Origin of the sequence: Ovoidimarina sediminis, from assembly GCF_032586175.1 — a bacterium.
In the GTDB taxonomy this organism is placed as follows: Bacteria; Pseudomonadota; Alphaproteobacteria; order Rhodobacterales; family Rhodobacteraceae; genus Ovoidimarina; species Ovoidimarina sediminis.
The window spans coordinates 96,017-108,336 of record NZ_JAWHTE010000001.1 but is presented as its reverse complement, the minus strand read 5'-3'; the positions used below and the strand labels follow the sequence as shown (position 1 = coordinate 108,336).

12 protein-coding genes are annotated in these 12,320 nt (G+C 65.2%); 5 read left to right on the top strand and 7 right to left on the bottom strand.

Annotated features, from left to right (window positions below):
* Positions 1–53 precede the first annotated feature (53 nt).
* Positions 54–983 (bottom strand): aminotransferase class IV, encoded by a 930-nt coding sequence (locus RXV90_RS00545; protein WP_316646275.1) that lies wholly within the window; start codon positions 981–983, stop codon positions 54–56.
* A 152-nt stretch (positions 984–1,135) separates the two neighbouring features.
* Between RXV90_RS00545 and RXV90_RS00540 the strand changes: the two genes are divergently transcribed.
* From RXV90_RS00540 to RXV90_RS00520, 5 genes are all read left to right on the top strand, one after another.
* The gene (locus tag RXV90_RS00540) at positions 1,136–2,806 is read left to right on the top strand and encodes a cytochrome D1 domain-containing protein (RefSeq protein WP_316646274.1); all 1,671 of its coding nucleotides are present in this window, start codon (positions 1,136–1,138) and stop codon (positions 2,804–2,806) included.
* An 82-nt stretch (positions 2,807–2,888) separates the two neighbouring features.
* On the top strand, positions 2,889–4,697 hold the full coding sequence (locus RXV90_RS00535) for a NapC/NirT family cytochrome c (protein ID WP_316646273.1): 1,809 nt from the start codon (positions 2,889–2,891) through the stop codon (positions 4,695–4,697).
* Between the two features lies 1 nt (position 4,698).
* Positions 4,699–5,103, top strand: coding sequence for a cupredoxin domain-containing protein (locus RXV90_RS00530; RefSeq protein ID WP_316646272.1), 405 nt, complete (start codon positions 4,699–4,701; stop codon positions 5,101–5,103).
* A gap of 316 nt (positions 5,104–5,419) precedes the next feature.
* Positions 5,420–6,133, top strand: coding sequence for a Crp/Fnr family transcriptional regulator (locus tag RXV90_RS00525; RefSeq protein ID WP_316646271.1), 714 nt, complete (start codon positions 5,420–5,422; stop codon positions 6,131–6,133).
* Positions 6,118–6,702, top strand: coding sequence for a DUF4202 domain-containing protein (locus tag RXV90_RS00520; protein ID WP_316646270.1), 585 nt, complete (start codon positions 6,118–6,120; stop codon positions 6,700–6,702). The genes RXV90_RS00525 and RXV90_RS00520 overlap by 16 nt, the downstream gene beginning before the upstream one ends.
* Here the strand turns inward: RXV90_RS00520 and RXV90_RS00515 are convergent, their stop codons facing one another.
* From RXV90_RS00515 to RXV90_RS00490, 6 genes are read right to left on the bottom strand one after another with little or no spacing between them, the layout of a single operon-like run.
* On the bottom strand, positions 6,703–6,948 hold the full coding sequence (locus RXV90_RS00515; RefSeq protein ID WP_316646269.1) for a cytochrome C oxidase subunit IV family protein: 246 nt from the start codon (positions 6,946–6,948) through the stop codon (positions 6,703–6,705).
* Positions 6,945–7,472 (bottom strand): cytochrome c oxidase subunit 3, encoded by a 528-nt coding sequence (locus RXV90_RS00510; RefSeq protein ID WP_316646268.1) that lies wholly within the window; start codon positions 7,470–7,472, stop codon positions 6,945–6,947. Before RXV90_RS00510 ends, RXV90_RS00515 begins: the two co-directional genes overlap by 4 nt.
* Positions 7,469–9,412 carry a VWA domain-containing protein gene (locus RXV90_RS00505; RefSeq protein ID WP_316646267.1) on the bottom strand — a complete coding sequence of 648 codons (1,944 nt, stop codon included), beginning with the start codon at positions 9,410–9,412 and terminating at the stop codon, positions 7,469–7,471. Before RXV90_RS00505 ends, RXV90_RS00510 begins: the two co-directional genes overlap by 4 nt.
* Before the next feature lie 4 nt (positions 9,413–9,416).
* On the bottom strand, positions 9,417–10,229 hold the full coding sequence (locus tag RXV90_RS00500) for a CbbQ/NirQ/NorQ/GpvN family protein (RefSeq protein WP_316646266.1): 813 nt from the start codon (positions 10,227–10,229) through the stop codon (positions 9,417–9,419).
* Entirely contained in the window at positions 10,226–11,599 is a 1,374-nt protein-coding gene (locus tag RXV90_RS00495; RefSeq protein ID WP_316646265.1) for a cbb3-type cytochrome c oxidase subunit I, read from the bottom strand. The genes RXV90_RS00500 and RXV90_RS00495 overlap by 4 nt, the downstream gene beginning before the upstream one ends.
* 12 nt (positions 11,600–11,611) lie before the next feature.
* The gene (locus RXV90_RS00490; RefSeq protein ID WP_316646264.1) at positions 11,612–12,064 is read right to left on the bottom strand and encodes a c-type cytochrome; all 453 of its coding nucleotides are present in this window, start codon (positions 12,062–12,064) and stop codon (positions 11,612–11,614) included.
* Positions 12,065–12,320: the final 256 nt, after the last annotated feature.

Genomic DNA, 12,320 nt, shown 5'->3' with positions numbered 1-12,320 from the left:
TGCCTTGTCAGGAGTCTAACGCCCCCGGCGGGCGCGTCCAGCGGAGAGTGCGTTCAGCGGCGCGCGGCGACGTATTCGGCCACATCGGCCTTGTAGAGATCGCGGATCCGGGTGGTGACGGGCCGCGTGCCGTCGCCGATCGGCTTGCCGTCGATCGAGGCGACCGGCGTTTGCGCCCCGAAGGTGCCGGTGAGGAAGGCCTCGTCGGCGCCATAGGCCTCGTAGAGTGAATAGTTCCTTTCGAAGACCGGGATGCCGTCGGCGCGGCAGAGATCGATCACCTTCTGCCGGGTGACGCCGTTCATGCAATAATCGCCCGTCGACGTCCAAACCTCGCCCCGGCGGACGATGAAGAAGTTGCAGGCGTTCGTCGTGTTCACGAAGCCATGGGGATCGAGCATCAGCGCCTCGTCGGCGCCCGCCTGTTCGGCCTGGAGGCAGGCGATGACGCAGTTGAGCTTGGAGTGGCTGTTGTACTTGGCGTCCTGGCTCATCGGGAGGCCGCGGACCTGGGGCACGGTGGCGAGGCGGATGCCCGCGGATTGAAGCCGGTCGACCGGTTTCGAATGCTCCATGATGATGACGAGGGTGGGGCCGGAGCGCGAGAGGGACGGGTGTTGGAAGGGCCGCACCTTGACGCCGCGGGTGAGCATGAGGCGGCAGTGAACATCGGTTTCCATGCCGTTCGCGGCGCGCGTCTTTTCCAGCGCGTCGAATATCCCGTCTGCATCCATCCCGACATCGAGGCTGACCGCCTTGCAGGAGTTGAAGAAGCGATCCATGTGCTCTTCGAAGAACGCCCAGACGCCATCGTAGAGGCGCATCCCTTCCCACATTCCGTCGCCCAGCATGAAGCCGCTGTCATAGACCGAGACCATGGCCTCGCTGCGGTGCTTCAGCGCGCCGTTCACGTAGATCTTGATGTCGGCGTTCCGGGGATCTTCGAGGGCGTCGTGGGTTGTGTGGCTGTCGGCTGTGGTCACGGGATGTTCTGCCTTGGATGAGGAGCCTTCGCCGCTTCATAGCAACCCCGCGAGGGCCTGGTCCAGCGCGCCGGAACCTAACGAAAGTCAAGGACCGGGCTTCGGGCCCGCCGCCATAAGGGGCGCGTCTCACCAGCAAACGGAGAGTGGAGATGTCCCTTGGATCAACCTTCTCAGCTTCGGGCCGCGGGCTCGGCGTTGGTGCTGCGATGCTGCTTGCCGGCCTCGCGACGCCCGCCGCCGCGCAGGAGCTGAGCGAAGAGGCCTTCGAGGCCTCGAAGCAATTGTATTTCGAACGCTGCGCGGGGTGCCACGGCGTGCTGCGCAAGGGTGCCACCGGCAAGAGCCTTCTGCCGGTGACCAAGACGAAGGCCGCCGACGGCACGGTGGCCGAGGGCGGAACGCTGAAGCTTGGCCAGGAGCGGCTTGAGCGCATCATCGCCTGGGGCACCGAGGGCGGGATGAACAACTTCTCGGACGTGATGACCGAGGACGAGATTCGCGACATGGCGACCTACATCATGATGGAGCCGCCGAAGCCGCCCGAGATGTCGCTTGAACAGATGATGGCGACCCGGAAGGTCTATGTCGAACCCGAGGATTACCCGACCGAGCCCCTGCATGGCCGGAACTGGGAGAACTTCTTCGTTGTGATCGAGCGCGATGTGGGCAAGGTGGCCGTCGTTGACGGCGACACCAAGGAGGTGCTGGCGCATATCCCGACCGGATACGCCGTGCACGTGCTGAAGGCGTCGGAACACCATTCGATCTCGGAACCCGAGAACCCGGGCCGGTTCTGGTACACCATGGGCCGCGACGGCAAGATGACGAAGATCGACCTCTGGCAGAACCCGGAAAACATGCTCGTGGCCGAGGTGAAGATCGCCTATGACGCCCGCGACGTGGCCGTGTCGGGTGATGGCAAATACGTCATCGGCGGAGGTTACTGGCCGCCGCATTTCGCGATCGTCGATGCCGAGACGATGGAACCCCGGAAAGTCGTGTCGACCCGCGGTGTGAACGTGGATGGCGAATACGTGGAAGAAAGCCGCGTGGCCGCGATCTATACCACCCCGCACGAACCGACCTGGATCGTCGCGGTGAAGGAATTGGGCCAGCTCTGGCAGGTGGACTACACCGATATCGAGAACCTGAGCATCACCAAGATCGACAGCGCGAAGTTCCTGCATGACGGGTTCTTCGATCCCACGGGCCGGTATTTCCAGATCGCCGCCAACGCGTCGAACGCGATGGTTGTGGTCGACAGCGAAACCCAGAAGCTGGAAGCGATCATCGAAACCGATGCGCTGCCGCATCCGGGGCCGGGCGCGAACTGGAACGACCCGAATTGCGGGCCGGTGGCGGGCACGACGCACCTTGGCGTTGGCCTCGTGACGGTCTGGGGCAACGACCCGGCGGGCCATCCCGATAACGCCTGGAAGATCTGTTACGAGGTGGAAACCGACGGGGCGGGCCTGTTCATCCGGACCCATCCGACGAGCGACTACATCTGGGCCGACCAGACGAAGCACCCCGAGCCCGAGATCCAGCAATCGATCCAGGTGATCTCGAAAGAAACCGGTGAGATCGTGAAGACGATCCAGATCACCGAAGAGGAAGGCAACGTGGCCGTCCACTTCGAGTTCAACCAGGCCGGTGACGAGGTTTGGGTGTCGATGTGGAACCGCTCCACCTCGAAGGAGCCCAATGGCGAGATCGTGATCTTCGACGCCAAGACGCTGGAAGAGAAGGCGCGGGTGAAGGGGCTTTATGCGCCCACCGGCAAGTTCAACGTCTACAACCGGTCGAACCACGTGACCTGACGGCAGGGCCGTCCGACAGAAGACGCGAGGGGGCGGGCCGGAACGCCCGCCCCCTCTTCCTTCCCTCCCCGGAGAGTGCGTGATGTCTGAGGCAGAAACCCCCAAAGCGAAATCGTCGTTCTGGAAGCGGACGCTTATCTTCGGAATGCCGCTTCTGGGGGCGACAGGCGCCTTTGCCGCCGGCATCATCTTCTGGGGCGGGTTCAACACCGCGATGGAGGCCACGAACAAGGAGGCCTTCTGCATCGGCTGCCACGAAATGCGGGATTTCGTTTATGCCGAGTACACCGGCACGATCCATGATGTGAACCGGTCGGGCGTGGGGGCGACCTGTTCGGATTGCCACGTGCCGAAGGACTGGACGCACAAGGTGATCCGCAAGATCAAGGCAAGCCGGGAGCTTTACGGAAAGGTCACGGGCTCGATCTCGACCAAGGAGAAGTTCGAGGAAAAGCGGCTTCACCTGGCGATGAACGAATGGACCCGGATGAAGGCCACCGACAGCCGGGAATGCCGGAACTGTCATGACTTTTCGTCGATGATGCCGGAGTTCCAGAAGCCAAGGGCGCGCCAGCAGCACCTGAACGCGATGGAGGCGGGGCAGACCTGTATCGACTGTCACAAGGGGATCGCGCATTCGGATCTGCGCGACCGGGCCGACCCGGATTTCCTGGAGGAGCTGGAGGCGCCGAACCCGGACTTCGCGCGCCCCGTGCCGGCGGAATACCTGGCGAGCCTGGAGCGGATCACCGCGCTCGAGGCCGAGGAGAGCGCCGTGCGCAAGGAGGCGGAGGCGGCCGAGCGGGCGCAGCGGCTGGCCGAGCTTGAGGCGGCGGTGGAGGCCGCCCGCGCCGACGAGCGTGCGAAGATCGACAGCGCGGGGAGCGTGGTTGTCGCCGCATCGGATGGCAGCGGCGCCGGGGGCGGCGCGGATGTGGCGCCCGGGATCGACTGGTCGGCCGCGGCCAGCACCGACCTCACGCTGTTCTACCCCGGCCAGGCGAGTTTCGAATGGGTGCAGAACGGGCGCCAGCACGGCGGCGCGCGCCCGCTGACCAAGGGCGGCGATGCCTGCACCACGTGCCATGCCGCCGAGCTTGAGACGATCGGGGCGAAGATCGTGGCCGGGACGGAAGAGACCGAGCCCACGCCGATCCCCGGCAAGCGCGGCGTGATCAACGCCACCGTGCAGGCGGCCCATGACGGGGAAACCGCCTATTTCCGCATCTCCTGGCCCGATGGCCCCCATGCGCCGGTGCCCTTCGTCGACGGCGGCAAGCTTTACCCCGAGAACCAGATCAAGGTGGCGATGATGATCACCGGCACCGGCATCGAGATGGGCGAGCAGGTGGGATGCTGGGCGTCGTGCCATGCCGACAACGCCTATATGCCCTTCGATCCGGGCGCGGAGGGGATTGCCGCGAACCCCGAGGTGGCCGGGCGGCTGGAGACGGTGGAGATGATCACCAAGTACCTTTCGGAAAGCCGCACGGAGATCGAGATTCGCGGCCGGTCGGGACCGCAGGGCGGCTGGGACAAGCTGAAATCGGAAGACGAGATCGCAGCACTTCTGGAAAACGGCACGTTCCTCGATCTTCTGCGGGTCTATGCGGACGGGTCGTCTTCGAACGGATACCTCCTGGAACGCCGGGTGCAGAACGGCGGCGAGATGGCGGCCTCGGTGGATCTGACCGCCGGGCTCTGGACCGTCACATTCTCGCGCCCGCTTGCGGGCGGGGTGGGCGACGTGCCGCTGGAGCCGGGGCGCACCTATACGGTGGGCTTCGCGATCCACGACGACTATGCCGCCGCGCGGTTCCATCACGTGACGCTGGATACGCGCATGGCGCTCGACGATCCCGAGGCCGCAATCAACATCGTGGGGCAATAGGATGAGACGCTGGATTGCAGGAGCGGTGATCGCCCTCGGGGCCGCGGGCCCCGCACTGGCGGAAGGGGAGGAGGCCGCGGTCTGCGCCGAAGCGGAAGAGCGCTATGTCGAGATGTTCGGCGCGCCGTCCTCCGAGGCCGACGGGGTGCGCGTGGTGAAGATGTACGAATACACCTTCTGCCCGCGCGAGATCACCGTGAAGGTCGGCGAGACCGTGCGCTGGGTGAATGTCGACAAGCGCACGAGCCATTCGGTGATCGTGAAGGGCGAGCCGGAATCGGACCGGGCCTTTCCAGAGGAGCATATCGAGTTCACCTTCATGGTGCCCGGACCGCCCGAGGATTACCTCTGCGGCCCGCACTGGGAACGGCGCGGCATGATCGGTGTCGTGACGGTGGTGGAGTAGCGATTCGAGCAGGCCCGCGCCCGGCCCGCCGCCCGCCCGGCCATTCCGGCGCCGGGCCCTTGCCCGTGGGTTCGGGGCGGCCACTTGTTAAAAATTCTTAACGACAGATTGTCGCAGTTTTACATGTTTTTAACGCCTCTCCGGAGGTCGGTTGACGTTAGTCAAGTACATGCATGAGATGAATCAATACGCTGATCCACAAGGGTAGGTATTTTAAACCCACTGAGAACATATGAGGATTAACCTCACAAAGACAGGGGCTTAGGCCCTCTTGGAAGGGGAGCATCCCTGCGCCTGCGGGGATCATGGAGGCCAAATGACATTGATGACGGAGATTGCGCTCAAGGCGCCGGTCTTTCGATCTGTGCCTGAGGATCACGCCAAGGACTTGCTTTCGAAAGGGCATATGAAAGAGGCCGGAAGGGGAGCGTCGATCCACCTTCAGGGCGAACGCGCGCACAGCATGTTCATCGTTCTGGACGGGTGGGTGAAGCTTTACCGCATGTCGCCCTGCGGGACGGAGGCCGTGGTGGGCGTTCTGACCAAGGGCGACTGTTTCGGAGAGGCGGCGGCGATACGGGGCGAGGTGTATTCGACCGGGGCCGAGGCGGTGACGCAGGCGCATATGCTGCAGCTTGACTGTCACGACCTGTGGTATGCGGTGGAAAACGACGTGGTGCTGTGCCGGTCGATGCTGAACTCCTTCGTGAAGGGCAACACCGCCCTCGTCCACCAGCTTGAACAGCTGAAATCCCATTCCGGTGCGCAGCGGATCGCGGATTTCCTTCTGGGCCTCTGCAAGGACGAGGTGGGGGAAAGTACGGTGGTGCTGCCCTATGACAAGGTGCTGATCGCGGCATGGCTGGGGATGAAGCCCGAGTCGCTGTCGCGTTCGTTCCGGCGGCTCGAGGGCTGCGGGGTGAAGATCGTGAAGGACCGCGCGATCATCCGGTCGGTCGAACGCCTGATGGAGTTCGCCGATGAGGATGCATCCGCCTCGTGGAGTGCCAAGGCATGTCGGATGAACTGAGCGCCGCGCTGGCGGCGATCGACGTGGCGAATGCCGGGGATCCCAACCCAGACCGTGATGCAGACGGCCGCGAGGTGCCCGAGGCGCTTCTTTACGGGCAGCGGATGAGCGCGGAACTGAGCCGGCTGTTCGGCGACGAGGTATCGGACGTTCTGAAGATCGCCGCGCGGGGCCAGCATATCGAGCGCTGGAAGATCCCGCGGGCGGGCTATCCCGAGGGGCGCACGGGATACCTGACATGGCGGCGCGATCAGGGCCGGGCGCATGCCGAGCGGCTGGCCGGGATCATGGCGGCGGCGGGCTACGACGCAGACGCCTGTGCACGCGTCGGGGTTCTTCTGAGGAAAGAGGGCCTGAAGCGCGATGCCGAGGTGCAGATGCTGGAAGACACGATCTGCATGGTGTTCCTGAAGCATTACTTCGCGGCCTTTGCCGAAAAGCATCCGTTCCCGAAGGTCGTGGATATCGTGGCCAAGACCGCGCGGAAGCTTTCGGAAGGCGGGCGGAACCGGGTGTTGATGGAGTTCGACCTGCCCGAGGATCTGGCGAACGCGGTGCGGACGGCCTGATCAGGCGGCGGCGTAGAGGACCATCAGCAAAACGACGAAAAGCGCGAGGCCGAACTGGATGCCGCCGCGCCAGCCCGGGACGTCGTGAAGATCGAGATACCACAGGAAGATGAGCCGGGCCTTGGCCCAGGCGAGCGCCAGGACGAGGAGCCCGCTTATGGGCGCGGGGAGCGCGCCGAGCGCCACCGCCGTCGAGGCGGCGGTGAGAAGCGCGAGGCCGATCCAGGCACGATCCAGCGCCGTCATAGGAGATAGACCACCGGGAAGAGCAGGATCCACACCAGATCGACCATGTGCCAGAAGGCGGCGCCGGTCTGGATATGGGCGGGCACCCGCGTCCAGGCCACGAGCACAAGGATGATGATCCCGGCCACCACATGCGCCGCGTGAAAGCCGGTGAGCAGATAGTAGAACATGAAGAAATCATGCGTCTCGAAGGTGATGCCGAGATCGGCCTTGTGGCGGAACTCGATGCCCTTGAGGACGAGGAACAGAACGCCCAGAAGTGCGGCGGGGATCAGGAAGGCGCGGGCCTTCGCCGTGTCGCGGGTGGCGCGGGCGGCGAGGTAGCCCGAGGTGATCAGGACGACGGTGTTGGTGCCTGCAAGCGCGGGCAGAAGCGCCGTCTGCGCCTCGGCGAAGCCGCCCGGGTCGAAGAGGCGGAGCACGAGGAAGATCGCAAGCCCCGCCCCGAAGACCGCGAGTTCCGAGAAGATCAGAACCCACATCATCAGCTCGCCGGGGAGGCCCTTTGCGGCGGTGGCCGTCATCCGCCCGCGCCGACGAGTTGCCGGTAGATCTGGGGGAGCGCGGCGGTGAGCTTGTCGGGATCGGCGATCACCGCGTAATGGCCGGTGCCGAAAAGGCGGGGGAACCAGCTTTGCCCCTTCGGGTCGATGGCGATGCCGAAGACGGACTGGCCCTGGCGGCGCGCCTCGCGGATCGCCATGCGGGTGTCTTCGATGCCGTGGCGGCCTTCGTAATGGTCGAGGTCGTTGGGCTTGCCGTCGGTCAGCACGATCAGCAGGCGGCGGGATTGCGCGCGATCCTGGAGCCGGGCGGAGACATGGCGGATCGCCGCGCCGAGCCGGGTGTAGAAGCCCGGGCGGAGCGCGGCGAGGCGGCGTTCTATGAGCCCGCCCATGGGGGTGTCGAAGGCCTTGATTTCCTGCACGTAAACGCGCTCGCGCCGGAGCGAGGAAAAGCCGTGGATGGCAAGAGCGTCGCCGCAGGCCTCAAGCCCCCAGGCGAGTGCCGTCAGCGCCTCGCGTTCGATATCGAGGACGGGGCGGCCCGTCACCGCGCTTTCGGTGGAGCGCGAGGTGTCGAGCAGGATCGAGATCGCGAGATCGCGGGCCTGCGCCTCGGTCCGGCACCAGAGCGTGTCGCGGGGATCGCCCGTGGCCCTGAGATCGGCCCGGGCGCGCATCACCGCGTCGAGATCGAGCGTGTCGCCGTCGACCTGCCCGGTGATGGTCAGGGGGCGGGGGCGGAACGCCTCGAACTGGCGGCGGACGCGGCGGATGCGGCGCTGGGCGGCTGGATCGAAGGCGGTGGGCTCTGGGGCCGGTTCCACCGTGTTTTCGAACACAGCGCAGTGATCCGGAAGGTAGCGGCGCTGGCGGATATCCCATTCGGGATAGGTGAACTGGCCCGCCACGGCCTCGCGGTTGACGTCCTCGGCGGAGAGATCGAGGTGAAGTTTGAAGCGGGTTTTCGGGGTCTTCGAGACATCCGTGAGCGCCAGTTCGTCGAGATCGTCCATCGCCTTCTTGGCCGCGTCCGGGTCGTCATCGTCGACGCGGCGGTTGAGGTTGAGGAATTCGGCGAAGCTTAGGATCGCCTCGAATTTGTGGAGGATCAGGCTGTCGCGGCTTTCGGCCTGGTCGGATTGCTGGCGTTTGCCCTTGAAGGATTTCTCGATCTGTTCGGCGGGGTCTTCGCCTGACGGCGGCTCGGGTTCGGCCGCGCCGTCGCGGGTGGCGGTTTCGGGGGGCAGGAAGACCGGCCAGAACGGGACGGGGCGAAGGGGCTTGTAGCGCCGGGGCGCGGTGAGCCCGGCAAGCATCGGATCGCCCGTGCGGAGCGCTTCGGCGAGCGCGGTGACGGCGGGCGTGGGCGACGGCGCGCCCAGAAGCGTGCGGACGGCGCCTTCAAGCGTCGCCTCGGCGCGGGGCAGGCGGTTCACCGGGCGGCGGGGGAGATAGGCCCCGGCGAGGCGGCGGGAAAGCGGCAGGAGCCCGGGGCAGTGTCGGGCCGCGCGGGCCTCGGCGCGCTGGAGGGCTGTGAGGCGGGCGAGATCGGTCTGGAGCGCGTAGTCGGATGCGTTGGGGAAGCGGTCGGCCATGGCCGCGAGTGCCGTCAGCCAGGTGAAGGCTGCGCGGTTCAGGGCCGGGTCGGGGAAGGTGGCGATGGCCTTGGGCAGGCGGAGGATTTCACCGTCGAAACTGGCGATGTCGACCTCTTCGGCCATGGTGCCGAGTTTGCGGCGGAAGCTGAGCCGGTGCGCCGACTGCGTGCGCGTGGCGGGCCGGATCTCGACCGAGGCCGCGCCGCCCAGCCCCCGGAACAGGACGGCGAGGCGGCCCACCTCGTCTTCGAGCCGGACCGCCGCCTGTGGCGAGACCTCGGGCGCGTCGAACCCGGCCGCCCAGTGGTGCCAGAGCGTGCCGACGGTTGTTTCCGGCTCCCATGGTTCGAAATGGTCCATGGCCCTAGCCGAAGACCGCCGTCACGATGTCACGCAGCCCGTCCTTCACGTCGTCGTCGTCGGTCAGAGGCTCGATCATCGCGGTTTCGATCGCCTGATCCACCGGCGTACCGTGAGCGATGAGCGAGGCCGCGTAGATCACGAGGCGGGTGGAGACGCCTTCTTCGAGATCCTGGCCCTTCAGGCCGCGAAGCTTGCCTGCGAGCCGGACGAGGCCCTTGGCGCGGGCGTCGTCGAGCCCCGATTCCTGGGTGACGATCTTCACCTCGTGATCCGGGGGCGGGAAATCGAAGGTGATCGACAGGAAGCGCTGGCGGGTGGAGGGTTTCAGCGTCTTCAGGATGTTCTGGTAGCCCGGGTTGTAGGAGGCCACCAGCATGAAGCCGGGCCCGGCCTCCAGCGTCTCGCCCGTCCGGTCGATGGGGAGGATGCGGCGGTCGTCCGTCAGCGGGTGAAGGACGACGGTGACGTCCTTGCGGGCCTCCACCACCTCGTCGAGATAGCAGATCGCGCCTTCGCGGACCGCGCGGGTCAATGGCCCGTCCGACCAGACCGTATCGCCGCCCTTCAGGAGATAGCGGCCGATCAGATCGGCCGCCGTCAGATCGTCGTGGCAGGCGACCGTGTAGAGCGGACGCCCGAGCCGGGCCGCCATATGCGCCACGAAGCGCGTCTTCCCGCAGCCCGTGGGGCCCTTGAGGAGAAGCGGCATCTGTTGGCGGTAGGCGGTTTCGAACAGGGCGCATTCCGGGCCCTGTTCGAGGTAGAAAGGGGCGTCTGCCGCCCCTTTCACCGGTGCTGTGCTGACCATGTTCATTCGGCCGGCACCGAGGCGTCTTCATCCGCGGGCTCGATGATCTCTTTCCGGGGAACGAGGATCGCGTAGATGAAGACCAGCGCGCCGAGGACCACGATCACGCCCGCGCCGAAGCGCATCCAGTAGAAGATCGCGAGCTGATCCTGGACGTCCATGTAATAGTCGCCCTGCACGCGCTGGAGATGGGTCTGGACCGTGCCCGCGAAGGTGAGGACGAAGGTCATGAACGTCATGCCGCCGGCCATCAGCCAGAACGAGGCCATGTTGAGCACCTGGTTGTAGGGATCGCGGTTCCTGAGCACCGGGAAGGCGTAGGTGAAGATCGCGAGGTTCAGCGAGACATAGGCCCCGAAGAAGGCGAGGTGCCCGTGGGCGGCCGTGATCTGGGTGCCGTGGGTGTAGTAGTTCACCCCGTGGAGCGTGTGAAGGAAGCCCCAGACGCCCGCGCCGAAGAAGGCCAGCGTCGCGCAGCCCAGTGCCCAGAGCAGTGCCGCCTTGTTCGGGTGATCGCGGCGGCCCTTCCAGACCATCACGAAGGCGAAGGCCATCATCCCGAAGAAAGGGATCACCTCGAGCGAGGAGAAGACCGAGCCGATCCACTGCCAGTAGCCCGGCGTGCCGATCCAGTAGTAGTGGTGGCCGGTGCCGAGAATGCCCGAGAAGAGCGCCGTGGCGACGATGATGTAGAGCCATTTCTCGACGATCTCGCGATCGACGCCGGTGAGCTTCAGCATCAGGAAGGCCAGGACCGAGGCCATCACAAGTTCCCAGCTGCCCTCGACCCAGAGGTGGACGATGTACCACCAGTACTGTTTGTCGAGCGACAGGTTTTCGGGGTTGTAGAAGGCGAAGAGGAAGAGCAGCGACAGGATCCAGAGCCCCAGGAGCAGGACGTTGGTGATCGCCGTCTTGCGCCCTTTGAGGGAGGTCATCGTCACGTTGTAGAGGAACATGAGCGCCGCCACGACGATGCCGACCTTGACCCAGACGGGCTGTTCGATGAATTCGCGCCCTTCCTTGCCTAGAAGCCAGTGGCCTTCGAAGAGGTTGAAGACATAGGTCACAACCACGCCCAGCGTGCCGAGCACGAGAATGCCCAGTTGCAGGTAGGCGATGGTGGGGGAGTGGATTTCGGTTTCAGCCTCTTCGGGCAGGATGAAGTAGGTCGCACCCATGAAGCCGAGGAGGAGCCACACCACTAGAGAGTTGGTGTGCAGCATCCGGATGATGTTGAACGGCAGGAGTTCTGCCAGCGTGTTCGGTGCCACATAGACCCAGCCGGCGAGAAGACCGCCGAGGACCTGGACCGCGAAGAGCGCCATGGCCACGACGAAGTAGACCAGCGCGATTTGTTGGGTTTGGTATTTCATGGTTGCCCCCTCTCAGCCCGCGTCGTTCGGCGGCCAGTCCTGCGTCTTGATCTGGTTCGTCCAGCGCAGGAATTCAGCAAGGTTTCTGGTGTCTTCCTCGCTGAGGTTGAAGTTCGGCATCTGCCGGCGGCCCTCGATTCCCGAGGGTTGCGATTGCATCCAGGCGTCGAGCATCTCGTAGGCGGCCTCGGGATCGTCGAGGACGCCCCAGCGTTGCATGACGTTGGCGAGTTCGGGCGCGAAGTAGGCGCCCTCGCCGAGGATCGTGTGGCAGTTGATGCAGGCGTGGCGTTCCCAGACCCGTTTGCCGGCCGCCACCTCTTCGGACAGCGGCGCGGCCGTTGTCGAGGTGGTGACGATATACCGGTGGCTGTGGATCGACAGCCCGACGAAGATCACGACGAACGCAATCGACCCGCCGTAGAAGATGTTCCGGGCCATGGATTTGGTCAGGACTTCGCTCATCCGGGACTCCTTTCTCAGATGATTGCGACTGCCGCAAAACTGGGCGCTGACCGGAAAATCACCTTAACGAAAGTCAAGACATGGGCGCGAAGCCGGGCGGCGGTGGCGCGGGGGCCGGGCCGCTTAACAAAAGTCAAGGCAGCCCCGGGGCACGGGGGCCTACGACTTAAACCATAGCGAGCACGAAAGGAGCGCGCCCCGTGCAGGCTTCCGATCAGAGCATCCTTGGTTGGACAGACCGGCACCCGTTCCGTCG

Bases quoted from the DNA above. Each gene is read 5' to 3' on its own strand.
- RXV90_RS00540 (WP_316646274.1), top strand. From the start codon at position 1,136: ATGTCCCTTGGATCAACCTTCTCAGCTTCGGGCCGCGGGCTCGGCGTT.
- RXV90_RS00535 (WP_316646273.1), top strand. From the start codon at position 2,889: ATGTCTGAGGCAGAAACCCCCAAAGCGAAATCGTCGTTCTGGAAGCGG.
- RXV90_RS00530 (WP_316646272.1), top strand. From the start codon at position 4,699: ATGAGACGCTGGATTGCAGGAGCGGTGATCGCCCTCGGGGCCGCGGGC.
- RXV90_RS00525 (WP_316646271.1), top strand. From the start codon at position 5,420: ATGACATTGATGACGGAGATTGCGCTCAAGGCGCCGGTCTTTCGATCT.
- RXV90_RS00520 (WP_316646270.1), top strand. From the start codon at position 6,118: ATGTCGGATGAACTGAGCGCCGCGCTGGCGGCGATCGACGTGGCGAAT.
- RXV90_RS00515 (WP_316646269.1), bottom strand. From the start codon at position 6,948: ATGACGGCGCTGGATCGTGCCTGGATCGGCCTCGCGCTTCTCACCGCC.
- RXV90_RS00510 (WP_316646268.1), bottom strand. From the start codon at position 7,472: ATGACGGCCACCGCCGCAAAGGGCCTCCCCGGCGAGCTGATGATGTGG.
- RXV90_RS00505 (WP_316646267.1), bottom strand. From the start codon at position 9,412: ATGGACCATTTCGAACCATGGGAGCCGGAAACAACCGTCGGCACGCTC.
- RXV90_RS00500 (WP_316646266.1), bottom strand. From the start codon at position 10,229: ATGAACATGGTCAGCACAGCACCGGTGAAAGGGGCGGCAGACGCCCCT.
- RXV90_RS00495 (WP_316646265.1), bottom strand. From the start codon at position 11,599: ATGAAATACCAAACCCAACAAATCGCGCTGGTCTACTTCGTCGTGGCC.
- RXV90_RS00490 (WP_316646264.1), bottom strand. From the start codon at position 12,064: ATGAGCGAAGTCCTGACCAAATCCATGGCCCGGAACATCTTCTACGGC.